Raw genomic sequence first — 22,959 nt, forward strand, 5'->3', positions numbered from 1 at the left:
TGGGCCGCTGGTCATGCTAATCGGGCCCGAACCTCGTCCCGCTGGCAGGATCGTCCCCCCTGTCCACCGCGGTGTCGGCGGTGGGGTCGGCGGTGGCGTCTGCGGTGGGGTCGCGCCCCGCGTCGAGGTCCTGCCAGGCCGCCCGGTCCGGATCGGTCTCCGGCCGGCTCTTGCCCGCTGCCGCGTACCGCGCCCCGAAGCGCGGCAGCCGCGGTTCGCGCAGCACCACGAACAGGCCAACCACCAGCAGGAGCACACCGCCGGCCACCGCCAGCAGCGGGGCCCCCGTGAGCTCCGTCGGCTGGTGGCGCAGCGCCTCGGCGGCGACGCCCGTGGGGGTGACCGGGAGCGGCCCGTCCCGGTCGAACGGCGTCCCGAGCAGGCCGCGCACCCCGTCGAGTCCCTCCAGCACGCCCACGACGGCGACGAGCACGCCGAGGAGCCTGCGGGCGATCCCGCTCATGGCCACCAGCGCGGCGACGGTGGCCAGCGCGAGCAGCGCCACCCCCGCCATCGACGGTGCCGCGTGCGAGCCGTCGAACTCCACCGGAGCCCGGCCAGGCACCGTGACGCGGTACCACGTGAGCGTGGTGGCGACCCACAGCAGCAACGCCGCCAGCGCCAGCCCCGCGCACGCCGCGGCGAGAGCCCGCCCGCGCCGTGGTGGGGCCGTCACGGCCGGTGCGGTCGTCATGGGCGCGGTGCGGGAGGCGCCGTCAGCGTGGCCGCCGTCGCCACCGCCGACAGGACCGCGCGTGCCTTGTTGAGGCATTCGTCGTCCTCCGCGACCGGGTCGGAGTCGGCCACGATCCCGCCACCAGCCTGCACGTAGGCGACGCCGTCACGGACGAGCGCGGTGCGGATCGCGATCGCGGTGTCGGCGTTGCCCGCGAAGTCGAGGTAGCCGACGATGCCGCCGTAGAGCCCGCGCCGGGTCGGCTCGAGCTCCTCGATGATCGCCATCGCCCGTGGCTTCGGGGCCCCCGACAGGGTGCCGGCCGGGAAGCAGGCGGTGACCGCGTCGAAGGCGTTGCAGTCGCTGCGCAGCGTGCCGGTGACCGTGGAGACCAGGTGCATGACGTGGCTGTAGCGCTCCACCGCGAAGAAGCTGCGCACCTTGACCGTGCCCGGCTCGCAGACCCGGCCGAGGTCGTTGCGGCCCAGGTCGACGAGCATGACGTGCTCGGCACGCTCCTTCTCGTCGGTGCGGAGGTCCTTCTCCAGCAGCAGGTCCTCCTCCTCGGTGGCACCGCGCCAGCGGGTGCCCGCGATCGGGTGCGTGGTGGCCACCCCGTCGACGACGGTGACCAGCGCCTCCGGGCTGGAGCCCACGATCTCGAACCGCTCGCCGTCGGCGGCCTCGAGCCGCAGCAGGTACATGTACGGGCTCGGGTTCGTGGCCCGCAGCACGCGGTAGACGTCGAGCGGGTCGGCGGTGCACTCGGCCTCGAACCGCTGCGACACCACCACCTGGAACGCCTCGCCCGCGCGGATCTGCTCCTTCGCGATCTCGACCGCGGCGTGGTGCTCGGCCGGGCTGCGGCGGCGGACGAACTGCGGCTCCACCGCGCCGTACACGGCCACCGTGGAGGCGGCGGGCGTCGACAGCTCGTGGGTCATGCGGTCCAGCCGGGCGACGGCGTCGTCGTAGGCCTCGTCGACGCGCTCGTCGGTGGCGTCCCAGTTGATCGCGTTGGCGATGAGCGTGATCGTGCCCTCGTGGTGGTCCAGCGCCGCCAGGTCGGTGGCCAGCATCATCACGAGCTCGGGCAGCCTCAGGTCGTCGACGGTGCTGTCGGGCAGCCGCTCCAGCCTGCGCACCACGTCGTAGCCGAGGTAGCCGACCATGCCGCCGGTGAGCGGCGGCAGGCCCGGCAGCGGCTCGCTGTGCAGCTCGGTGAGCACCGTGCGCAACGCCGCGAGCGGGTCGCCGCTGGTGGGCAGCCCGGCGGGCACCTCACCGGTCCACGTCAGCTCGCCGTCGACGGCGGTGAGCACCGCGCTCGACCGCGCGCCGACGAACGACCATCGCGACCAGGAGCGCCCGTTCTCCGCGGACTCGAGCAGGAACGTGCCAGCACGGTCACCGGCCAGCTTGCGATAGACCCCGACGGGGGTCTCGTCGTCGGCGAGCAGCCGCCGCGTCACCGGGATGACCCGATGCTCGGCGGCGAGCGCGCGGAACTCCTCGCGGCTGGGTGTGACCGCGCCGAGCACGCCGGAGGACGACGTGGTGGCGTGGACGGTCATGGCACCATCCTCTCAGGCCCCGCCCAGGCCCTTTCCGCGCCCGCCGCCGGCCCGGGAGAGGATGCCGGGAGAAGATGGTGGTGTGGTGGTACCGACATCCGAGGACGAGCAGCAGACCGGGCCCCGGCGGCGCGGGCGACGACCCGGGGGAACCGACACCCGGGCGCAGCTGCTGGCCGCCGCCCGCGTCGAGTTCATCGAGCGCGGCTACGACGGCGCCACGGTCCGGGTCATCGCCGAACGCGCCGGTGTCGATCCGGCCATGGTCAACCACTGGTTCGGGGGCAAGGAGGCGCTGTTCACCGCATCGCTCGAACTGCCGGTGAACCCCGCCGAGATCATCTCTGCCGTGGTGCCCGGCCCGCCGGAGGAGATCGGCGGCCGCATCGTGCGCAAGTTCGTCGAGATCTGGGACGCCGCGGGGGGCGGCACGCTCGCCGCGCTCATGCAGAGCGTCGCGAGCCACGACGCCGCCGCGCGGCTGCTGCGCGAGTTCATCTCCACGATCCTGGTCTCGCGAATCGCGGAGACGGTGGCACCGGACCAGCCCCAGATGCGCGCGGCGCTGTGCGGTTCGCAGCTGTTCGGCATGGGGCTGCTGCGCTACGTCCTCAAGCTGGAGCCGCTCGCGTCGGCGAGCCACGACGAGCTGGTGGCCGCCGTCGCGCCGACGCTGCAGCGCTACCTCACGGGATCGATCACCTGAGCCGGTGGTTCCGGCAGGTCACTCGGGTGGGCGCCGCGGGTCGATGAACCCCGACTCGTAGGCCGCCACCACCGCCTGCGTCCGGTCGCGGGCTCCGAGCTTCGCCAGCACGTTGCCCACGTGGGTCTTCACCGTCTCCAGCCCGACCACCAGCTCGCGGGCGATCTCCGCGTTGGACAGGCCGCGGGCCACCCAGCGCAGCACCTCACCCTCGCGGTCGGTGAGCCCGGCTCCGCGCAGCGCGTCCCCGCCTGCGCGGCCCTGCGTGGCGATCAGATCGCGCACCGCCGCGGGGAACAGCAGCGACTCCCCCCGCGCGACCGTCCGCACCGCCTGCACGATCTCGGCGGGCCGGGCGCGCTTGAGCAGGAAGCCGGTGGCGCCTGCCTGCAGCGCGTCGTAGACGTACCCGTCATTGCCGAAGGTGGTGAGCACCAACACGCGCGGCGGCTCCGGCAGCGACGTGACGAGGTGCCGGGTGGCGGCGATGCCGTCGACGGCCGGCATCCGCACGTCCATCAGCACGACGTCGGGCTGCAGCCGCCGCACCAGGCCCGGCACCTCGGCGCCGTCGGAGGCCTCACCGAGCACGTCCAGATCCGGCTCGGCGGCGAGGATCGCCCGCAGCCCGGCACGCACCAGCTCATCGTCGTCGACGAGCAGAATCCCGATCACGGCGCCATCATCCCCGGCCATCGAGCGGGAGCCGGACCGCCACCCGCCACAGCGGTCCGTCGAGCCCTGCCGTCAGCTCGCCGCGCAGCACCCCGACCCGTTCCCGCATCCCCGCGAGTCCCCGCCCACCACCGGTCCGGGTGCCGGGGGCCGGGTCGACCGGATTGGTCAGCAGCAGCTCGACGGCGTCGGCGGTCGTCGCGACCCGCACCGTCACCGGCACCGGACCGGCGTGGCGCAGCGCGTTGGTGAGACCCTCCTGCACGATCCGGTACGCCTCGCGCGAGACGGCGGGCGGGACCGCGACCGGGCCGCTCACCACCTGCGCCGCCACGTCGACGCCGGTGGCGCGGGTGCTGGCCAGCAGCGCGTCGAGGTCGCCGAGATCGGGTTGTGCGACCCGCCGGGCGATTGCGCCCTCCCCGTCGCGCAGCAGGCCCAGCACGTGGTCGAGCTCGTCCAGCGCGGTGCGTCCGGCCTCGGCGATGGCGTCGAGGGCGCGCGTCACGAACGCCGGGTCGGAGTCGAGGACGCGGGCCGCCGCCCCGGCCTGCAGGGTGGTGACGGTCAGCGCGTGGCCGACCGAGTCGTGCAGCTCCCGCGCCAGCCGGTTGCGCTCGGCGAGGGTGCGCTCGGCGCTGCGCGCCCGTTCCAGCTCCACCGCGAGCAGCTCGGCGGGTGACGGGCCGATCAGCCGCGGAGCCAGCCGGGCCAGCCCCGCACCCGCGCTCGCGACGGCCCGCAACAGGACGACCGGCAGCGCCAGCCCCACCACGGGCATCCAGGCCGCCGCCCACCCCGTCGGGAACCCCGCCATCCGGACCCACGGGGCCAGGAGCAGCCCGATCGTCAGCGGCACGACGGTGAGCGTCAGCAGGGCCGTCACCCCGCCCGCGACGACGACCACCAGCAGCCACAGCAGGCCGCGCAGGCGGACCGGCCACGTGTCGGCGCGATCCGGATCGACGTCGGCGACGGTGGCGCCCAGCAGCGCGCGGGCCGCCGCGACCTCCAGCGTCCGCACGCCCGGGGCGACGGCGACCCCGAACCCGATCCCGGCACCGAGCACCAGCAGCAGGACGAACGCGACGGGGTCCAGCCCGCCGTCGAGCACGGACGTGGCGAACAGGAACCCCAGCGCCAGGTACGGCAGCAGCACCACCGCGCCGAGCAGCAGGTGCACGAAGCGGCGGTAGGTCAGCTCCGCCGTGGCCGGGGCGAGCAGCCACCGGGCGGCAGCGGGCACCCGGATCGGCATGGGCTGATGGTCGCAGAACGGCAGGTCGCACGTCCTCCCCCGGCGGAGGGAGCGGGGCCCGGGGCGGGGCTACTGGGAGGCCACCCGTCGCGCGGAGATGGCAGGAAAGCCACTTTCCTGCAACGTCGTTGCGGGAAAGTGGCTTTCCTGCAGCGGGGACAGGGCGCCGAGCTCACCCCTGCAGCAGCACGTCCGTGTCGAAGCAGGTGCGGGTGCCGGTGTGGCAGGCGGCTCCGGTCTGGTCGACGACCACCAGCACGGCGTCACCGTCGCAGTCCAGGCGCACCTCGTGCACCTGCTGCGCGTGGCCGGAGCTCGCGCCCTTCACCCAGTACTCCTCGCGCGAGCGCGACCAGTACGTGGCGCGGCCGGTGGTGAGCGTGCGGTGCAGCGCCTCGTCGTCCATCCACGCGACCATCAGCACCTCGCCGGTGCCGCGCTGCTGCGCGATGGCGCAGACGAGCCCGTCGGCGTTGCGCTTGAGCCGAGCCGCGATGGCGGGGTCGAGCGCGGAGGTCTCGACGCGGTTCACCGGACCTCGATCCCGGACGCGCGCATCGTCGACTTCACGTCGCCGATGCGGAAGTGTCCGAAGTGGAAGACCGTGGCGGCGAGCACGGCGTCGGCGCCGGCCCGCACGGCCGGCACGAAGTCCTCGACCTTGCCGGCGCCACCGCTCGCGATCACCGGCACGTCGACGGCGGCGCGCACGGCTCCGATCATCTTCAGGTCGAAGCCCGCGCGGGTTCCGTCGGCGTCCATGGAGTTGAGCAGGATCTCCCCGACACCCAGCTCCTGGCCGCGGGCCGCCCACTCGACGGCGTCGATGCCGGTGCCCTTGCGCCCGCCGTGGGTGGTGACCTCCCAGCCCGACGGCGTCGGCTTGCCGCCCTCCGGCACGGTGCGCGCGTCGACCGACAGCACGATGCACTGGGCACCGAAGCGCCTGCTGGCCTCGTGCAGCAGTTCGGGACGCATGATCGCGGCGGTGTTGATGCCGACCTTGTCGGCGCCGGCGCGCAGCAGGACGTCGATGTCGTCGGGCGTGCGGATGCCGCCGCCGACGGTGAGCGGGATGAACACCTGCTCGGCGGTGCGACGCACGACGTCGAGCATCGTGGCGCGCTCCCCCGACGATGCCGTGACGTCGAGGAACGTCAGCTCGTCGGCACCCTCGGCGTCGTACACCGCGGCCATCTCGACGGGGTCGCCCGCGTCGCGGAGATCCTCGAAGTTGATGCCCTTGACCACCCGACCGTCATCGACGTCGAGGCAAGGGATGACACGGACAGCAACAGCCACGCAACGAGCCTACGGCGTCAGCCTGCGGCGCGACCCGAGGCCGTGCCCACGGCGCGCACCGCGGCCAGCGCCTCGGGCAGCGTGAACCGCCCGGCGTAGAGCGCCTTGCCCACGATCGAGCCCTCGATGCCGACGCCCGTGGCCGCCAGCTCCGCGAGCGCGACGAGGTCGGCGGTCTCGGAGATCCCGCCCGAGGCGATCACCGGCGCCTTCGTGGCGTTGGCGACGTCGCGCAGCAGCTCCACGTTGGGCCCACGCAGCGTGCCGTCCTTGCTCACGTCGGTGACGACGTAGCGGGCGCAGCCGTCGCGGTCGAGCCGCTCCAGCGTCTCCCAGAGGTCGCCGCCGTCGGTGGTCCAGCCGCGCGCGGCCAGCCGGTGCCCGGCGTCGGTGACGCGCACGTCGAGCCCGACCGCCACCCGCTCGCCGTAGGCGGCGATGGCGCGGGCGCACCACGCGGGGTCCTCGAGCGCTGCCGTGCCCAGGTTGACCCGGGCGCACCCGGTGGCCAGCGCGCGCTCCAGCGACGCGTCGTCGCGGATGCCACCGGAGAGCTCGACGGCCACGTCGAGCCTGCCGACGACGCCGGCGAGCAGTTCCGCGTTGGAGCCGCGACCGAAGGCGGCGTCGAGGTCGACGAGATGGATCCACTCGGCACCGTCGCGCTGCCAGGCCAGCGCGGCGTCGAGGGGGTCGCCGTAGCCCGTCTCGGTGCCCGCCTCCCCCTGGACGAGGCGCACGGCCTGGCCATCGGCGACGTCAACGGCAGGAAGCAGCGTGAAGCTCACGTTGCGCAGCGTACCGATCAGGTGACGGGAGGGGCGGCGGCCCTGCCCTTGCGCGCCGCCCACACCAGCCCGACCACCAGTCCGACCAGGATGATCAACACCCAGCCCCACCACGCCAGCCCGTGGAACACGGTGGCGAGCACCGCGGCGAGCGCTATCCCGACGGCGGTGCCGAACGTGCTCGCGGTGGAGGTGCGGCGCCGCCGCGAGACCGGTGCGCGCCGAGCACCCGAGCGCGGGTACGGCTGGTTGCGACGGCGCTTGGTGGTCATCGGTCAGCCACTCGGGGAGCGGCCGGCGAGCCGGCGGATGATCTGCGACACGTTGGCGAGAATACCCACGTCAGCGGCCTGCGCGAGAGGGTCTGCCCGGCGCGCCGGGGTCGATGTGCGCCGGCGTGAGGCGAACGGTCAGCCGACGACGTCGCGCAGCCAGTTCTGCAGCACGGCAGCGCCGGCGTCCCCGGACTTCTCGGGGTGGAACTGGGTGGCTGCCAGCGCACCGTTCTCGACGGCGGCGACGAAGTCCTCGCCGTGGTTGGCCCAGGTGACCATCGGCGGGCGCAGGACCGTGGACTCCTCGAGCTCCCAGCGCCGCACACCGAAGGAGTGGACGAAGTAGAAGCGCGTCTCGGGGTCGAGGCCGTTGAACAACGTGGATCCCGGCGGCGTGCGCACCGTGTTCCAGCCCATGTGCGGCAGCACGTCGGCCTTGATCCGCTCGACCGTGCCCGGCCACTGCCCGCAGCCCTGGGTGCGCTCGCCCCACTCGACACCGAGGTCGAACAGCACCTGCATGCCGACGCAGATGCCGAGCACCGCGCGGCCGCCCGCGAGCCGGCGCTCGATGATGCGCGGCCCGTCGACGCCGGCGAGCCCTGCCATGCACGCGGCGAAGGCGCCCACGCCGGGGACCACGAGCCCGTCGGCGTTCAGCGCGAGGTCGGGATCGGCCGTGACGGTGACGTCGGCACCGACACGGCGCAACGCGCGCTCCGCGGAACGCAGGTTGCCCGATCCGTAATCCAGTACGACGATGCGCGACACCTGAGACAGGATAGGCGAGCGGCCACGCATACCGTCAGGTGCCGACGCACACCGTCGACGGTGTGCGCGAACCCCTCACGATGTGCGGGAGCTAGAGCGTGCCCTTCGTGGACGCGATGCCGGTGATCCGGCCGTCCGGCTCCACCGCTGCGCGCAGCGCCCGGCCCACCGCCTTGAACTCCGCCTCGGTGACGTGGTGGGGATCGCGGCCGGCCTCGACGCGCACGTGCAGCGCGAGGTGGCCGTGGAAGGCCAGCGAGTCGAACACGTGGCGGTTGAGCACCGTCGGGTAGTGGCCGCCGACGACGAAGCCGTGCATGACGTCCGGCTCGCCGGAGTGCACGGAGAACGGGCGTCCCGACACGTCGACGACGGCGTGGGCGAGCGACTCGTCCATCGGGATCCAGGCGTCGCCGAAGCGCCGGATGCCGCGCTTGTCGCCGAGCGCCTGCAGGATCGCCTGGCCCAGCACGATGGCGACGTCCTCGACGGTGTGGTGCACGTCGATGTGGACATCGCCCGACGCCCGCACGGTGAGGTCGAACGCGCCGTGCTTGCCGAACGCGTCGAGCATGTGGTCGTAGAACGGCACGCCGGTGGTGATCTCCGTGGTGCCGGTGCCGTCGAGATCGATCTCGACGAGCACCTTGGACTCCTTGGTGACCCGCTCGACGCGGCCGATCCGGCTCATCGTGCTCCCTCTACGTCTTCGGTTGTGTGTGCCTGTGTCATCGCCGCGACACGCAAGAACGTGTCATTCTCCTCGGGCGTGCCGACGGTGACCCGGAGCCATCCGGGTATTCCGACGTCACGGATGAGCACCCCGCCGTCGAGGAACATCCGCCAAGCGTGGGGCGCATCGGCGAAGCGGCCGAACAGGATGAAGTTGGCGTCGCTGGGCACCACGCGGTATCCCGCGGCCTGCAGTGCGGGCACGATCCGGTCGCGCTCGGCCGCCAGCCGCGCCACCGAGCCGAGGGTGGCGTCGGCGTGGCGCAGCGCGGCGCGGGCGGCCGCCTGTGTGAGCGACGCGAGGTGGTACGGCAGGCGTACCAGCTGCAACGCGTCGACGACGGCGGGCGCCGCGGCCAGGTAGCCCAGCCGGCCACCCGCGAACGCGAAGGCCTTGCTCATGGTGCGGCTGACGATCAGCTTGTGGCCGTGCTCGGCGAGCAGCGTGATGGCGCTCGGCGCGGCCGAGAACTCGCCGTAGGCCTCGTCGACCACCACGATGCCGGGCGCCGCCGCCACCAGCCGGGCGAGATCGGCAGGCGCGATGGACTGCCCGGTGGGGTTGTTCGGGCTGGTCAGGAACGTGACGTCGGGGGCGCGCTCGCGCAGCAGCGCGGCGGCCGCGTCGACGTCGACGGAGAAGTCGGCGCGCCGGGGCGCGGGCAGCCACTCGGTGCGAGTGCCCGACGCGATGATCGGGTGCATCGAGTAGGACGGCTCGAACCCGACCGCGAGCCGGTTCGGGCCACCGAAGGCCTGCAGGATCTGCTGCAGGATCTCGTTGGAGCCGTTGGCGGCCCACACGTTCGCGCTGGTCAACGCGACGCCGGTGGCGCGGCTCAGGTAGGCGGCGAGGTCGGTGCGCAGCGCGACGGCGTCGCGGTCGGGGTAGCGGTGCAGCTCGGCCGCCACCTCCCGCGCGGCGGCGGTGATGTCGTCGACGAGCTCCGGTGGCGGCGGGAACGGGTTCTCGTTGGTGTTGAGCCGCACCGCCACGTCCAGCTGCGGGGCGCCGTAGGGGCTCTTGCCGCGCAGGTCGTCGCGCAGGGGGAGCTGGTCGAGCGTGACGTCGCTGCCGACTGTGGCTGGAACCCCGCTCATCGGGGGAACCGGGCCGTGACGGCCTGGCCGTGCGCCGGCAGGTCCTCTGCGGTGGCGAGCGTGACCACGGTGTCGGCGGCGGCACGCAGGGCGTCCTCGCTGTAGTGCACGACGTGGATGCCGCGCAGGAACGTCTGCACCGACAGGCCGCCGGAGTGGCGGGCGCAGCCGCCGGTGGGCAGCACGTGGTTGGAGCCCGCGCAGTAGTCGCCGAGCGAGACCGGCGACCAGGCCCCGACGAAGATCGCGCCGGCGTTGCGCACGCGCGCCGCGACGGCGGGGGCATCGGCGGTCTGGATCTCCAGGTGCTCGGCGGCGTAGGCGTCGACGACAGCGACGCCGTCGTCGAGGTTCGCCACCAGCACCGCACCCGACTGCGGGCCGGCGAGCGCCGTGCGGATGCGCTCGGTGTGCTTGGTCTCCCCCACCTGCCGCTCCAGCTCGGCCTCGACGGCCTCCACCAGCGCGTCGGACGTGGTGACCAGCACCGATGCGGCGTTCGGGTCGTGCTCGGCCTGGCTGATCAGGTCGGCGGCGACGTGGCGGGGGTCGGCGGTGTCGTCGGCGAGCACCGCGATCTCGGTGGTGCCGGCCTCCGCGTCGATGCCGATGAGACCGCGCAGGTGCCGCTTGGCGGCGGTCACGTAGATGTTGCCGGGGCCGGTGACCATGTCGACCGGCTCCAGGTCGGCACCGTCGGTGTCGGTGCCGCCGTAGGCCAGCAGCGCGATGCCCTGCGCGCCCCCGGCCGCCCAGACCTCGTCGACGTCGAGCAGCGCGGCCGCGGCGAGGACGGTGGGGTGCGGCAGCCCGCCGAACTCGGCCTGCGGCGGCGACATCACCACCAGCGTGTCGACGCCCGCGGCCTGCGCCGGCACCACGTTCATCACGACGCTGGACGGGTAGACGGCCAGGCCGCCGGGCGCGTAGAGCCCGACGCGGCGGACCGGCACGAACCGCTCGGCCACGGTGCCGCCGGGCACGACCTGCGTGACGACGTCGGTGCGGCGCTGATCGGCGTGCACGGCGCGGGCGCGGTCGATCGCGACCTCGAGCGCGGCGCGGACCGCGGGGTCCAGCTCGGCCAGCGCGGTGGCCAGCGCGGCGGCCGGGACGCGGACCGTGGCGGGGCTGACCTTGTCGAAGCGCTGGGAGAACTCCTGCACCGCCGCGACGCCGCGCTCGCGCACGGCCTCGACGAGCGGGCGGACCTGATGCAGGACCGCGTCGACGTCCATCTCGGCCCGCGGCAACAGTCCGCGCAGTGCGGCGGTGCGGGGCAGCGGTTCGGCGCGCAGGTCGAGTCGGCGGAGCATGGGGACAAGGGTACGGCGGCGGTTCCGGCCGGGTCGCGGAGATAGCGCTCCGCGGCGTGATCACCGTGATCCCGACGAGCGATCGTCCGCACGGGTAGCGTCCAACACGGACTTTCAACGTCGGGGGAATTACGTGAGCAATGTCCTGTTCCTGCCCATGCCCGGTCACGGGCACGTCAATCCGACGCTCGCGGTGGCCGCCGAGCTCGTCGAGCGCGGGCACCGCGTCGGCTACCTGCTACCCGAGCCGTTCCGCGCCGCCGTCGAGGCGACGGGTGCCGAGTTCGTGGCGCTCGATGTCGAGCTCGACGACACACCACCGCCGTCCGCCGGTGCGGTTCCGCCCTTCGCGCTGCTGATGGGTCGGCTGTTCGCAGTGGCCGAGGCCGCCGCCGAGCCGCTGCTGGCCCTGCACGACGAGCTGCGGCCGGGCCTCGTCGTCGGCGAGGGCATGTCGCTGTGGGGCGGGCTGCTGGCGAAGGCGCGGGCGGCGAACCTGGCCCACCTCTCGCCGTCGTACGTGATCACCGCGATGCGCGAGCGCATGCAGGCCGCGATGCCGGCCGGTACGCCGCCCATCGACACGGCCCGGCTCGGCGCCATCGCGCAGCGCTACGGCGTCGCGCCGCGGGACGCGGCCGGGATCATGTTCCGGCCGGCCCCGCTGACCGTGGCGTTCATGCCTGCCGAGTTCCACCCCGACCGCGAGTCGCTGCCCGGTAGCGTCCACTTCGTCGGGCCGGCGCTGGGCCGGGCGGACTCGGCGGGCGACGTGCCGCTCCCCGACGGGCCGCTGCTCTACATCTCGCTCGGCACCGTGTTCAACGACCGCAAGGCCTTCTTCGACGACTGCATCGCCGCATTCGGCGGCGTCGAGCACCCGGTCGTCATCAACCACGGCGCCCGGCTCTCGGCCGCGGACTTCCCGCAGGCACCACCGAACATCACGCTCGCACCGCACGTACCGCAGCTGGCCGTGCTGGCCCGCAGCGCCGCCTTCATCACCCACGGCGGCATGGGCAGCACGATGGAGGCGATCGCCTCGGGCGTCCCGCTGGTCGTCGTGCCGCAGATGATCGAGCAGGAGATCACCGCGAGCCGGGCGGCCGAGCTCGGACTGGGCGTCCGGCTCGACCCTGCGGACGTCACGCCGGAGCGGCTGGCCGAAGCGGTGCGGACGGTCACGACCGACCCGTCCTACCGCACCGCCGTCGAGCAGCTGGGCAAGGCGGCCCGGGCCGCGGGTGGCGCGGCCGCAGCCGCCGACCTGCTGGTCGCTGCGGCCCGCTGACCCCTCTGATCACTTGCCGAGGAACTCCACCAGCAGGTCGCTGATCTCGTCGGCGTGGGTCCAGAGCATCCCGTGCGGGGCGCCCTCGATCTCCACGTAGGTGGCGGTGGGGAGTCGCTTGGCGAACTCGCGGCCGCTGGCGTCGATCGGCAGGATGCGGTCGTGCGTGCCGTGCACGATGAGGGTCGGCACGTCGATCTTCTCGATGTCGGCGCGGAAGTCGGTGCCCCAGCTGGGCACCACGGCCCAGGACGCGCGGGCGCCCGCATTGGTGGCGGTGTTCCAGCTGGCGCGCACGACGTCCTCGCCGATGCGGGTGCCGAGGTTCTCGTCGAGGTTGTAGAAGTCGTTGTAGAACTGGGTGAACCAGGCGTAGCGGTCGGACTTGGCCGCGGCGAGGATGCCGTCGAACACGGTCTGCGGCACGCCGGTCGGGTTGTCGTCGGTCTGGATCAGGAACGGCTCGAGCGAGGCGAGGAAGACGGCCTTCGCCACCCGGGCCGACCCGTGGCAGGCCAGGTAGTGGCCGACCTCGCCGGTGCCCATGGAGAAGCCGACGAGCACCACGTCGTTCAGGTCGAGCGCGGTGAGGACCTTGTCCAGGTCGTCGGCGAAGGTGTCGTAGTCGTAGCCGACGCTGGGCTGGCTGGACTTGCCGAAGCCGCGGCGGTCGTAGGTGATGACGCGGTAGCCCTCGTCGAGCAGGCGCTCCTCCTGCTTCTCCCAGGACGCGCCGTCGAGGGGGTAGCCGTGGATCAGGACGACGGGCTGGCCGGCACCCCGGTCGGTGTAGTTCAGGTTGATCTCGACGCTGTTCTCGTGGCCGACGGTGATGTGCGACATGACCGGTTCCTCTCGAGCACTTCCGGGGGTTGCTGACGTCGAGAAAGCTATTACCGAACGACCGGTATGGCAACGTGAGTCAGGCCACGCCCGAGCGCGTTGCAGGTTTTACCGTTCGTTCGGTAACGTCGCGCGCATGCCCCGCCCGCAGACCGTCCACGACGACGAGTTGTTCGACCGCCTCGCCCAGGTCTTCCGCATCGCCGGGTTCGAGGGCGCGTCGCTGGGTGCGCTGGCGCAGGGCGCGCAGCTGCAGCGCGCGAGCCTCTACCACCGCTTCCCCGACGGCAAGACGCAGATGGCAGAGGCCGTCATGCGGCGCGTGCGGGTGCTGTTCGAGCACGCGGTCGAGCCGATGGCGAGCGACCCGGACGTCACCGCCGGGGTCATCGAGACCGGCCGCCGGCTGTCGACGATCTACGGCGACGGCGAGCTGGCCTGCGTACTGGACACCCTCACGCTGTCCGGCGCGCCCGAGAGCGTGCGCGCCATCGCCGCGGACGTCACGAACGTCTGGATCGGCGGGATGGCCGGTGCGGCGATGCGGGGCGGGGCCACGCCCGAGGCGGCCCGGATCGCGGCCGAGGACGCCTTCGCGCAGCTGGAGGGCGGCCTGGTACTGGGCAGGCTGCTGGGCGATCCCGCCACCTTCCGGCGGGCGATCGACGCGCTGCCCCGGCTGCTGCTGGGCTGAGGCGGGTACCTACCTCCACCGTCCCGCGGCGTTGCAGGAAAGCCACTTTCCCGCAACCTCGTTGCAGGAAAGTGGCTTTCCTGCAACCTCAGGCCCGCAGGTCCAACCCCAGATCCAGGGCCATCACGGAGTGGGTCAGCGCCCCGATCGAGATATAGTCGACGCCCGTCTCGGCGTAGTTCCGGGCCTGCCCCAGCACGATCCCGCCCGAGCTCTCCAGCAGCGTGGACGACGTGCCCCGCCGCCGCACCGCCTCGCGGGTCTGCTCGACGGTGAAGTTGTCCAGGAGCACGAGCTCGGCGTCCAGTGCGAGCACCTCGTCGAGCTGTTCCAACGTGTCGACCTCGACCTCGCGCGGCAGGTCCGGGGCCAGCGCCCGCGCCGCGGCCAGCGCGGCACCGACCGACCCGGCGGCCACCACGTGGTTGTCCTTGATCAGCACCGCGTCGCCGAGCCCCAGCCGGTGGTTGACGCCACCCCCACAGCGCACCGCGTACTTCTCCAGCAGCCGCAGCCCGGGCAGTGTCTTGCGGGTGTCGCGGATCCGGGCGTTCGTGCCCGCCACCGCCGCCACCCACTCCGCCGTCGCCGTGGCGACGCCCGACAGGTGGCACAGCAGGTTCAACGCAGTGCGCTCGGCCGTCAGCAGCCCGCGGACCGGCGCCCGGACGGTCAGCGCCGCGGAGCCCGGCTCGAGGCGCGAGCCGTCCGGCAGCGCGTCGAGCACCTCGTAGGAGCCACCACCCAGCACCCCGTCGAGCACGGCGAGCGCCGCCGGCACCCCGGCCAGCACGCCGGGCCGCCGCGACGCGAACACCCCGACGGCAACGGCGTCGGGCGCCACGGTGGCGGCGGTCGTCGCGTCCACGCCGTAGCGCAGGTCCTCCGCCAGCGCCGTGGCGACGACGCGGCGCAGGTCGTCGAGATCGGGCCCGGCGAACGTGGCGGTCATGCCGCACCCACCGCGACGGCTTGCTCCTGCACGACCGGCCGTCCGGACGGGTCGAGCCCCACCACGAGGCTCGCCTCCTGCCAGACGTCGTCTCGCTCGGGAAAGTCGCTGCGCACGTGGCACCCCCTGCTCTCGGTCCTCGTTCCGGCCGCGGCCAGCACGGCCTGCGCCAGCAGGCTCAGCGCCGCGTCCTCCACACCCGCCCGGTCGGCGGGCGCCCGCATCTCCAGCGCCGACTCCACGGAGTCCGACGCCGCTGCCAGCCCGGCGGCGTCGCGGCCGATCCCGGCCGCCGCCGTCATGGCGCGCTGCACGAGCGCGCGCGGCGCGATCGGGACGGTCCACTCCGGAACCCGGCCGACGAGGCGCGGGCGCAGCACCGCGTCGGCGGCCACCGCGCGCGCGATCCTGGACCCGATGACCAGCCCCTCCAGCAGGCTGTTGGACGCCAGCCGGTTGGCGCCGTGCAGCCCGGTGCGCGCCACCTCCCCCGCCGCGTAGAGACCGGGGACGGCGGTGCGCCCGTGCAGGTCGGTGACGACCCCACCGCACGAGTAGTGCGCGGCGGGCGTCACCGGGATCGGCTCGCGCACCGGGTCGATCCCCACGGCCCGGCAGGCCGCGAACACGGTCGGGAACCGCTGGGCGAACCCCTCGAGCGCGCGTGCGTCGAGGTAGACGCAGTCGGTGCCGGTCTCGAGGAGGCGCCGGGTGATCGCCCCGGCGACGACGTCGCGCGGCGCGAGATCGGCGAGCGGGTGCACGCCGGTCATGAAACGGCGACCGGCCCGGTCGAGCAGGAACGCGCCCTCACCCCGCACGGCCTCGGTGACCAGCGGTCGCCGTCCCGTCGCGGGTCCGTCGTAGAGCACCGTCGGGTGGAACTGCACGAACTCCAGGTCAGCGGCGTTCGCACCGGCGCGCAGCGCGAGCGCGATGCCGTCACCGGTGGAGGTCTCCGGGTTCGTCGTGGAGGCGTAGAGCTGCCCGTAACCACCGGTGGCCAGCAGCACCGCGGGCGCGCGCAGCACGCCGGGCCGCCCTTCGTCGTCGAGCAGCGCGACGCCGGTGACCCGCCCGGTCTCGTCCCGCAGCGCGTCGACGGCCACGTGGCCGGTCAGCATCGCCAGCCCGTGCTCGCGGGCCGCCGTGACGAGCGCGCGCTCCACCTCGGCCCCGGTCGCGTCGCCGCCGGCGTGCACCACGCGGAAGGCGGAATGGCCGCCCTCCCGCGCTCGGGCGGGCCGGCCGGTACGGGGGTCGGGGTCGAACTGCGCCCCGCGGGCCCGCAGCGCGGCCACCGCGGCCGGCCCGTCCGCGAGGATCGACGCCACCGCGCCCGCGTCGCAGAGCCCGGCGCCCGCGGTCAGCGTGTCCGCGACGTGCGCTTCCACGCTGTCACCCGGCACGTCCCCGATGACGACCGCGACGCCGCCCTGCGCCCAGCGCGTCGAGCCGGCGTCGATCGCGTCCTTCGTGACGACCACGACCCGCAGACCGAGTTCGGCCGCGTCGAGGGCCGCCGTCAGCCCCGCGACACCGGAGCCGATCACGACGAGGTCGGCCGCGGCGTCCCAGGCGCTCACTCGCCACCGCCGGGCTTGCCGATCTCGATCATCCGCTGCACGGCCTTGCGGCCGCGGGCGGCGAGCTCGGGATCCACGTGCACCTCGTCGGTGCCGTCGCGCAGCGAGCGCAGCAGCTTCTCCGGGGTGATCATCTTCATGTACCTGCAGGAGGCGCGCTCGTTGACCGCCTGGAAGTCGATCTGCGGCGCCGCCTTGCGCAGCTGGTGCAGCATCCCGATCTCCGTGGCCACCAGCACCGACGTCGCGGTGCTCGTGCGGGCGGCGTCGAGCATGCCGCCGGTCGAGAGGATCTTGACGCGGTCGGCGGGCACCGCGCCCGCACCCGCCAGGTACAGCGCCGACGTCGCGCAGCCGCACTCCGGGTGGATGTAGAGGTCAGCGCCGGGGTGAGATTCCACCGTGGCCGTCAGCGACGGGCCACTGATGCCGGCGTGCACGTGGCACTCCCCCGCCCAGACGTGCATGTTCTCGCGCCCGGTGATGCGCCGGACGTGCGCGCCGAGGAACTGGTCGGGCAGGAACAGCACCTCCCGGTCGACCGGGATCGACTCCACCACCTCGACGGCGTTGGACGACGTGCAGCAGATGTCGGTCTCGGCCTTCACCGCGGCGGTCGTGTTGACGTACGAGACGACGACGGCGCCCGGGTGCTCGGCCTTCCAGGCCCGCAACTGGTCGGCGTCGATCGAGTCGGCGAGCGAGCAACCGGCGTTCGCGTCGGGGATCAGCACCGTCTTGTCCGGGGCGAGGATCTTCGCCGTCTCGGCCATGAAGTGGACTCCGCAGAACACGATCGTCGACGCCTCGGACTGCGCGGCGATGCGCGAGAGCGCCAGCGAGTCGCCGGTGAAGTCGGCGACGTCCTGGATCGCCGGAAGCTGGTAGTTGTGCGCCAGCACCACCGCATTGCGGCGGCGGGCCAGCGCCCGGACCTCGTCCGCCCAGCCCGGCCCGGGATCGATCCCGGTGGTGGCGGGTGCGATCTCCGACAGCGTCATTTCGGTCTCCCGTCGTTTTCGACTATCAGTCGTAAACAGGGGAGATCGTAACAGCGGACCCCGCTTCTCCACACCCTCCACGTGACCGGGAACTCATCCCGCCGCAATACGCCGTTCACCTCCGGAACGCCCGCAGGCGCCGATAGGATCGCGATCATGAGCCGCCCGACCGAACACGAGGTGCTGGCGGCCGTCCTGCAGGTCCGCGACGGCACGCTGCAGGTACTGCTCTGGCAGCGGGCGCTGGCGCCCGATCCCGGACGCTGGGCGCTGCCCGGGGGCCAGCTGGGCGACGACGAGGAGGTCGAGGCCTCGGTGCTGCGTCAGCTCGCCGAGAAGGTCGACGTCCGCGACGTCACCCACGTCGAGCAGATCGCCGTCTACTCCAAACCCGACCGCGTCCCGGGGGTCCGGCGCGTGGCCACGGCGTTCCTCGGGCTGGTGCCCAGCGACGCCGACCCGGCCGTACCCGCCGACACGGCGTGGCACCGGATCAACGCGCTGCCCGACACCGCGTTCGACCACGCCGAGCTCGTCGCCGATGCCCACGACCGGCTGCGCGCCAAGCTGTCCTACACCAACATCGGCTTCGCGCTCGCGCCCCGCGAGTTCACGATCTCCGCGCTGCGCGAGATCTACACCGCGGCACTGGGCCACGCGGTCTCGGCCACCAACCTGCAGCGCGTGCTCACCCGGCGCGCCCAGCTGGAGCCGACCGGCGCCGTCGCACCTCCCGGACCCGCAGGTGGCAGGCCCGCGGCGCTGTTCCGGTTCGCCGATCGCGCGCTGCACGTCACGGATGCGTTCGCCGTTCTGCGGCCACCGGGCGAGCACGGCCGCAGCGCCGTACCGTAGTCGCGTGGCCGAGACCCTCCCGCTGTTCCCACTGGGCACAGTCCTGATGCCTGGAGCGTCGCTGCCGCTGCACATCTTCGAACCCCGCTACCGGCAGCTCACGGTCGACCTGGTCACCGGCGCCATCCCCGACAAGGAGTTCGGCGTCGTCGCCGTCCGCGAGGGCTGGACGCCCGACGACGACGGCATCGCCGGGCTGCACGGTGTCGGCTGCACCGCGCTGCTGCGCGACGTCCGGCGCCTGCCCGACGGCCGCTACGACATCGTCACGCGCGGGGCCCGCCGGTTCCGGCTGCTCGAGCTCGACTCCGAGTCCAAGCCCTACCTGCTCGGGTCGGTGGAGTTCCTGCCCGACGGCGACGACCCCGGTGCCGGCGCCGACGGTCCCGGGCTCGCGCGCATGCTCAGCGTCGCGGCGCGGGCCGCACACCGGCTCTACTGCACCACGGCGTGGAAGAGCGGCGACTGGTCCGAGCCCGATGACGACATCGACGCCAACACCCTGCCGCACGTGCTGGCTGCCGACTGCCTGCTGCCGATGACCGACCGGCAGCGGCTGCTCGAGCAGACGTCCCCGCTGGAGCGGCTGCGGATGATCCGGGTGCTCATGGTGCGCGAGACCGGCCTGCTCACGCAGCTGCGGGCGGTGCCGGCGCCGATCACCACCTACGCGGTGGAGCACAGCTCCAACTGAGGTCGGGCCGCCCCACGGCCACGGATGCGGCTACCCCTGGATCCAACTCGGGGGTGAGCCCCGATGTGTGGTGGACCTGGGCCCCGCAGCATCAACGGGGTGACGCACGCGATCCTCGACTTCCTCAACTCGGTCATGACCTCACCCTGGCTGTACCTGCTGATCGCCGCGCTGGCGGCGCTCGACGCGTTCTTCCCGGTGGTACCCGCCGAGACCGCCGTGATCACCGCGGGGGTGTTCGCCGCGTCCACCGGGCAGCCCCACCTCGGCCTCGTGATCGCCGCCGCGGCGCTCGGCGCGTTCGCGGGCGACCACGTCTCGTACGCGATCGGCCGTACCGGTAGCAACAAGTTGCGCACCGGCAAGCGCAGCGGCAAGGCGTTCGCCTGGACGCAGCGGATGCTGGCCGAGCGCGGCGGCCTCGCGCTCGTCGTCGCGCGGTACATCCCGGGCGGGCGCACCGCGTGCACGTTGACGATGGGGGCGGTGGCCTACCCGCGCCGCTCGTTCGCGCTGTTCGACGCGCTCGCGGCGACGTCGTGGGCGGCGTACTCGGCGCTGATCGGCGTGCTCGGCGGCGCGGCGTTCGAGGGCAACCCGCTCATCGGCATGCTCGTCGGCCTCGGCATCGCGCTGTCGATCACCGGGATCGTGGAGCTGGTGCGCCACCGGCTCCGCAAGCGCCGCCCCGCCCCCAACCCCGTCGAGAACGACGTCGTCATGATCAAATAGCCCTTTTGATCATGACAGCGTCGTTCTCGACGGTCAGGTCCAGCCGTACCGGGAGCGCAGCTGGGCGGCCACACGCTCGAAGCGCTCGCGGTCGAGCACCGAGCCCTCGCGGCGGATGCCGTGCTCCCCCACCTCGAGCACCCGGTCGAGGCGGACGAAGGACTCGCGGCCCTCCTTGTCCCACCCGCCGGAGCCGATCGAGAGCCAGTCACGATCACCGGCGCGCGAGTGCTGGCTCGACAGCATCAGCCCCAGCACGTCCGGGCCGGCGCGCCCGACGACGAGCAGCGGCCGGTCCTTGCCCCGCCCGTCCTCCTCCTCGTAGGCCACCCAGGCCCAGACGATCTCGCCGGGATCGGCCGATCCGTCCAGGTCCGGGGCGTAGACGACCGTGCGCGCCCGTTCCGCGGCAGGCGCGGTGCGCGCCTTCTTCTGCGGCGATCGCCCCGACCGTGTCAGCAACCCCAACCCGACGCTGCGCACCCGCTCCAGAACGCTGCTCCAGTTCGCCATGGGGACAGTCTGGCGAGGGTTCGGCCGGAGCGCCGGGCAGGGTGACACCGGTCGTGTTCAGCGAGGTGTCACTGGCCTTCTCGCCGATCGAGGCCATGGGCGGCGGCGTTCCTCGCAGCCCGCAGCTATCGGGCCTATCGATCCAGAGGGGAACCCGCACGTCGACCCTGCCGGACTTCTTCATCGGGGCGCACGCCGCCGTGATGGGGCTGCGGCTGCTCACCCACGACGCAGCGCGCTACCGCGCCTACTACCCCACCGTCGACCTGATCCCCCGTGAGCACGAGCAGGTGGCACGACCCGTCAGGTCGGGCGCCAGCGAAGTCGGTCGGGTTGCGCGTCAGCAGTGGCACCCGGGCCGCCCACGCCGTGCCGAACGCCAGCTCGCCCACGCTGATCGCGCTGACCACAGCGATCGCGCCACGGTGGGGCCCAGGTCGAGATCGATCGGCGTCGATCGACGGCAGCGCAAATTGTGCTACAGCACGGCCGGTCAGATCAGCGGGCCTGCAGGTACCCGTCGCTGGTCAGCAGTTCGGCGGTGAGCACCGCGCCACCGGCCGCCCCGCGCACGGTGTTGTGCGAGAGCGCCACGAACCGCCAGTCGAAGATCGGGTCGGCGCGCAGCCTGCCGATGGTGACGGCCTGGCCGTTGCCCGCGTCGCGGTCGAGTGCGGGCTGGGGGCGCGTCTCGTCCTCGGTGTAGTGCAGGAACGGCTCCGGCGCGCTGGGCAGGCCCAGCTGCTGCGGGCGGCCGCTGAACTCCTTCCAGGCCCCGCGGAGCTCGTCCTCGGCGGGCGGGCGCTCGAACGCCACCGACACCGCGGCGAGATGGCCGTCGGAGACCGGCACCCGGACGCACTGCGCGCCGATGATCGGTCCGGCGGCCTTGATGATCTCGCCGTCGACGACCGAGCCCCAGATCTTGAGCGGCTCGTTCTCCGACTTCTCCTCCTCGCCGCCGATGTACGGGACGACGTTGTCGAGGATCTCGGGGTAGGTCGTGAACGTCTTGCCCGCGCCGGAGATGGCCTGATAGGTGCAGACGAGGATCTTGGTGGGCCCGAACGAGAGCAGCGGGTGGATCGCGGGCACGTAGGACTGGATCGAGCAGTTGGGCTTGACCGTGATGAAGCCGCGCTCGGTGCCCAGCCGCTTGCGCTGCGCCTCGATGACGCCCGCGTGCTCGGCGTTGATCTCCGGGATCATCATCGGGACGTCGGGCGTCCAGCGGTGCGCCGAGTTGTTGGAGACCACCGGCACCTCGGCGCGGGCGTAGGCCTCCTCCAGCGCGGCCGTGGCGGCCTTGGGCATGTCGACGGCACAGAACACGAAGTCGACCTGATCGGCCATCGCCGCCACGTCGGAGGCATCCCCGACCACGAGCCCCGCGGTGGCCGCCGGGATCGGACCCGTCATCGCCCAGCGGCCCGCCACCGCGTCGGCGTAGCTCTTGCCGGCCGAAGACGGGCTCGCCGCCACCGCGGCGACCCGGAACCACGGATGGTTCTCCAGCAACGCCACGAACCGCTGGCCGACCATTCCGGTCGCCCCGAGCACACCCACCTTCAGCATGTCCACCACTGTACAAACCCGCCAGCACTACGCATCGGACCTGCTGGTGAAGGCGATGGAACGGGCGTGCAGGGCGTATCCGGCCCGCTCGTAGACGCCGAGCGCCCCGGTCGGGTTGGCCGCGTCCACGTCCAGCGACGACGTGTCGAAGCCCTGCGCACGCCCGCGTTCCAGCACGGCGGCGAGCATCGCCGACGCGAGACCCCGCCCGCGCCACGCGCGCACGGTGGCGACCGTGCCCACGTAGAGATCACGCCGTCCGGTGCTCGCGGTGTCGGCGACGAACTCGTAGTTCATGACGAACCCGACCATGACGCCGTCCTCGGCACAGGCCACCACCGAGGTACCGGGGTGGAAGCTGCGGGTGCCCGTGTTGTTGTGGGCCCAGGTTCCGGCGCTCACCGGTACCGAGCCCCAGTGGTCGGCGAACGCGGCGTTGCGCACCGCGCGCAACGGCTCGTTCCAGCGGTCGGCGTCGAACGGCTGCCCGAGCACCTGCAGGCGCGACCCGGCGGGCGGCGGGACGGCCACGATCGGGCCCGCGAGATCGCGGGTCAGTGTGGAGAAGTACCGCGCAGGTGACAGCCCGGTGTCCCGGGCGAGCTCGACGGCTCCGGTGATCGATTCGTGGGCCTGTACGCGCAGGCCGTGGCCCCGGTCCTCGGCACTGGCCCGCGCCAGGCGCAGCAGCGCGGTGCCGATCCCGCGACCGCGGTAGGCGGGATGCACCCGCCCGTCGGCGTCGAGCTCGCTGCGCCCGTTGCCGAGCCGCACCCGCAGCAGCAGGTAGGCCACGGCGACGGCACCGTCGAGGACGAGCACGCTGTCGTTCCCGAGATCGAGATCGGGCTCCGCCAGCTCTTCGGCACAGTCGTCGACGTCGTAGTTCTCGTCGATCCGGTCGACGGCCTCGACCGCAGCCAGCAGCTCGGCCCAGCGCTCGGCGTCGCCGGGCACCATCGGACGGCCAAGCAGCCCCGGAGGAAGGTCGAGTGCGGTCACGAGGGTGCTCACCATGTCGAGGGTACGTCCGGTTCGCCCGCTTCCGC

The 22,959-nt window shown here is 73.1% G+C and carries 26 protein-coding genes; 7 read left to right on the plus strand and 19 right to left on the minus strand.

The genetic code is table 11. The features are described 5' to 3' along the window. Positions 1 to 16 precede the first annotated feature (16 nt). Positions 17 to 694, minus strand: coding sequence for a Trp biosynthesis-associated membrane protein (locus ACFPFQ_RS40510; RefSeq protein ID WP_379628563.1), 678 nt, complete (start codon positions 692 to 694; stop codon positions 17 to 19). Next, positions 691 to 2,250, minus strand: coding sequence for an anthranilate synthase component I (locus ACFPFQ_RS40515; protein ID WP_379628564.1), 1,560 nt, complete (start codon positions 2,248 to 2,250; stop codon positions 691 to 693). The genes ACFPFQ_RS40510 and ACFPFQ_RS40515 overlap by 4 nt, the downstream gene beginning before the upstream one ends. Before the next feature lie 61 nt (positions 2,251 to 2,311). On the opposite strand from ACFPFQ_RS40515, the gene ACFPFQ_RS40520 reads away from it, so the two are divergent. After that, the gene (locus ACFPFQ_RS40520; protein WP_379628565.1) at positions 2,312 to 2,956 is read left to right on the plus strand and encodes a TetR family transcriptional regulator; all 645 of its coding nucleotides are present in this window, start codon (positions 2,312 to 2,314) and stop codon (positions 2,954 to 2,956) included. A gap of 18 nt (positions 2,957 to 2,974) precedes the next feature. Here ACFPFQ_RS40520 and ACFPFQ_RS40525 read toward each other — a convergent pair whose 3' ends face one another. The 10 genes from ACFPFQ_RS40525 to hisD all read right to left on the minus strand — a co-directional run bounded on the left by ACFPFQ_RS40525 (position 2,975) and on the right by hisD (position 11,174). After that, positions 2,975 to 3,652 carry a response regulator transcription factor gene (locus ACFPFQ_RS40525; RefSeq protein WP_379628566.1) on the minus strand — a complete coding sequence of 226 codons (678 nt, stop codon included), beginning with the start codon at positions 3,650 to 3,652 and terminating at the stop codon, positions 2,975 to 2,977. Beyond that, positions 3,639 to 4,889: a sensor histidine kinase gene (locus ACFPFQ_RS40530; protein WP_379628567.1), complete on the minus strand. Its 1,251-nt coding sequence runs from the start codon at positions 4,887 to 4,889 to the stop codon at positions 3,639 to 3,641. Before ACFPFQ_RS40530 ends, ACFPFQ_RS40525 begins: the two co-directional genes overlap by 14 nt. A 172-nt stretch (positions 4,890 to 5,061) precedes the next feature. After that, positions 5,062 to 5,421, minus strand: a complete 360-nt coding sequence (gene hisI, locus ACFPFQ_RS40535) for a phosphoribosyl-AMP cyclohydrolase (RefSeq protein WP_379628568.1) — start codon at positions 5,419 to 5,421, stop codon at positions 5,062 to 5,064. After that, a complete protein-coding gene (hisF, locus tag ACFPFQ_RS40540) occupies positions 5,418 to 6,191 on the minus strand; it encodes an imidazole glycerol phosphate synthase subunit HisF (protein ID WP_379628569.1) in 774 nt (257 codons plus the stop codon). The genes hisI and hisF overlap by 4 nt, the downstream gene beginning before the upstream one ends. Positions 6,192 to 6,208: 17 nt before the next feature. Next, positions 6,209 to 6,979, minus strand: coding sequence for a bifunctional 1-(5-phosphoribosyl)-5-((5-phosphoribosylamino)methylideneamino)imidazole-4-carboxamide isomerase/phosphoribosylanthranilate isomerase PriA (gene priA, locus ACFPFQ_RS40545; RefSeq protein WP_379628570.1), 771 nt, complete (start codon positions 6,977 to 6,979; stop codon positions 6,209 to 6,211). Positions 6,980 to 6,996: 17 nt separating this feature from the next. Beyond that, positions 6,997 to 7,251, minus strand: a complete 255-nt coding sequence (locus tag ACFPFQ_RS40550) for a hypothetical protein (protein WP_379628571.1) — start codon at positions 7,249 to 7,251, stop codon at positions 6,997 to 6,999. 138 nt (positions 7,252 to 7,389) lie between these two features. After that, positions 7,390 to 8,025 (minus strand): imidazole glycerol phosphate synthase subunit HisH, encoded by a 636-nt coding sequence (hisH, locus tag ACFPFQ_RS40555; protein ID WP_379628572.1) that lies wholly within the window; start codon positions 8,023 to 8,025, stop codon positions 7,390 to 7,392. Positions 8,026 to 8,116: 91 nt separating this feature from the next. Next, positions 8,117 to 8,716 carry an imidazoleglycerol-phosphate dehydratase HisB gene (gene hisB / locus ACFPFQ_RS40560; RefSeq protein WP_379628573.1) on the minus strand — a complete coding sequence of 200 codons (600 nt, stop codon included), beginning with the start codon at positions 8,714 to 8,716 and terminating at the stop codon, positions 8,117 to 8,119. Then, positions 8,713 to 9,858: a histidinol-phosphate transaminase gene (locus ACFPFQ_RS40565; RefSeq protein WP_379628574.1), complete on the minus strand. Its 1,146-nt coding sequence runs from the start codon at positions 9,856 to 9,858 to the stop codon at positions 8,713 to 8,715. The genes hisB and ACFPFQ_RS40565 overlap by 4 nt, the downstream gene beginning before the upstream one ends. Beyond that, positions 9,855 to 11,174 (minus strand): histidinol dehydrogenase, encoded by a 1,320-nt coding sequence (hisD, locus tag ACFPFQ_RS40570; protein ID WP_379628575.1) that lies wholly within the window; start codon positions 11,172 to 11,174, stop codon positions 9,855 to 9,857. Before hisD ends, ACFPFQ_RS40565 begins: the two co-directional genes overlap by 4 nt. A 133-nt stretch (positions 11,175 to 11,307) precedes the next feature. On the opposite strand from hisD, the gene ACFPFQ_RS40575 reads away from it, so the two are divergent. Further along, positions 11,308 to 12,465 carry a macrolide family glycosyltransferase gene (locus ACFPFQ_RS40575; RefSeq protein WP_379628576.1) on the plus strand — a complete coding sequence of 386 codons (1,158 nt, stop codon included), beginning with the start codon at positions 11,308 to 11,310 and terminating at the stop codon, positions 12,463 to 12,465. Between the two features lie 9 nt (positions 12,466 to 12,474). Here ACFPFQ_RS40575 and ACFPFQ_RS40580 read toward each other — a convergent pair whose 3' ends face one another. Beyond that, positions 12,475 to 13,308: an alpha/beta fold hydrolase gene (locus ACFPFQ_RS40580; protein ID WP_379628577.1), complete on the minus strand. Its 834-nt coding sequence runs from the start codon at positions 13,306 to 13,308 to the stop codon at positions 12,475 to 12,477. Positions 13,309 to 13,444: 136 nt separating this feature from the next. Here ACFPFQ_RS40580 and ACFPFQ_RS40585 point away from each other — a divergent pair, with 136 nt between their 5' ends. Beyond that, entirely contained in the window at positions 13,445 to 14,002 is a 558-nt protein-coding gene (locus tag ACFPFQ_RS40585; RefSeq protein WP_379628578.1) for a TetR/AcrR family transcriptional regulator, read from the plus strand. 88 nt (positions 14,003 to 14,090) lie between these two features. On the opposite strand, the gene nadC is transcribed toward ACFPFQ_RS40585, so the two are convergent. From nadC to nadA, 3 genes are read right to left on the minus strand one after another with little or no spacing between them, the layout of a single operon-like run. Further along, a complete protein-coding gene (gene nadC / locus ACFPFQ_RS40590; RefSeq protein WP_379628579.1) occupies positions 14,091 to 14,954 on the minus strand; it encodes a carboxylating nicotinate-nucleotide diphosphorylase in 864 nt (287 codons plus the stop codon). Beyond that, positions 14,951 to 16,540: an L-aspartate oxidase gene (locus ACFPFQ_RS40595; RefSeq protein ID WP_379628580.1), complete on the minus strand. Its 1,590-nt coding sequence runs from the start codon at positions 16,538 to 16,540 to the stop codon at positions 14,951 to 14,953. The genes nadC and ACFPFQ_RS40595 overlap by 4 nt, the downstream gene beginning before the upstream one ends. Beyond that, entirely contained in the window at positions 16,537 to 17,541 is a 1,005-nt protein-coding gene (nadA, locus tag ACFPFQ_RS40600; protein ID WP_379628581.1) for a quinolinate synthase NadA, read from the minus strand. Before nadA ends, ACFPFQ_RS40595 begins: the two co-directional genes overlap by 4 nt. Before the next feature lie 156 nt (positions 17,542 to 17,697). Between nadA and ACFPFQ_RS40605 the strand changes: the two genes are divergently transcribed. The 3 genes from ACFPFQ_RS40605 to ACFPFQ_RS40615 all read left to right on the plus strand — a co-directional run bounded on the left by ACFPFQ_RS40605 (position 17,698) and on the right by ACFPFQ_RS40615 (position 19,822). After that, positions 17,698 to 18,396, plus strand: coding sequence for an NUDIX hydrolase (locus ACFPFQ_RS40605; RefSeq protein WP_379628582.1), 699 nt, complete (start codon positions 17,698 to 17,700; stop codon positions 18,394 to 18,396). A gap of 46 nt (positions 18,397 to 18,442) precedes the next feature. Then, complete coding sequence (locus ACFPFQ_RS40610; RefSeq protein ID WP_379628634.1) at positions 18,443 to 19,090, plus strand: LON peptidase substrate-binding domain-containing protein; 648 nt, start codon at positions 18,443 to 18,445, stop codon at positions 19,088 to 19,090. Between the two features lie 99 nt (positions 19,091 to 19,189). Then, entirely contained in the window at positions 19,190 to 19,822 is a 633-nt protein-coding gene (locus tag ACFPFQ_RS40615; RefSeq protein WP_379628583.1) for a DedA family protein, read from the plus strand. Between the two features lie 33 nt (positions 19,823 to 19,855). Here the strand turns inward: ACFPFQ_RS40615 and ACFPFQ_RS40620 are convergent, their stop codons facing one another. Beyond that, positions 19,856 to 20,335 (minus strand): type II toxin-antitoxin system PemK/MazF family toxin, encoded by a 480-nt coding sequence (locus ACFPFQ_RS40620; protein ID WP_379628584.1) that lies wholly within the window; start codon positions 20,333 to 20,335, stop codon positions 19,856 to 19,858. Between the two features lie 53 nt (positions 20,336 to 20,388). Between ACFPFQ_RS40620 and ACFPFQ_RS40625 the strand changes: the two genes are divergently transcribed. After that, positions 20,389 to 20,880 carry a type II toxin-antitoxin system VapC family toxin gene (locus tag ACFPFQ_RS40625; protein ID WP_379628585.1) on the plus strand — a complete coding sequence of 164 codons (492 nt, stop codon included), beginning with the start codon at positions 20,389 to 20,391 and terminating at the stop codon, positions 20,878 to 20,880. On the opposite strand, the gene asd is transcribed toward ACFPFQ_RS40625, so the two are convergent. After that, the gene (gene asd, locus ACFPFQ_RS40630) at positions 20,834 to 21,910 is read right to left on the minus strand and encodes an aspartate-semialdehyde dehydrogenase (protein ID WP_417715049.1); all 1,077 of its coding nucleotides are present in this window, start codon (positions 21,908 to 21,910) and stop codon (positions 20,834 to 20,836) included. The two genes, ACFPFQ_RS40625 and asd, sit on opposite strands and share 47 nt — an antisense overlap. A gap of 27 nt (positions 21,911 to 21,937) precedes the next feature. Continuing rightward, the gene (locus ACFPFQ_RS40635; protein WP_379628587.1) at positions 21,938 to 22,924 is read right to left on the minus strand and encodes a GNAT family N-acetyltransferase; all 987 of its coding nucleotides are present in this window, start codon (positions 22,922 to 22,924) and stop codon (positions 21,938 to 21,940) included. Positions 22,925 to 22,959: the final 35 nt, after the last annotated feature.

It is taken from the genome of Pseudonocardia sp. GCM10023141 (assembly GCF_042653605.1).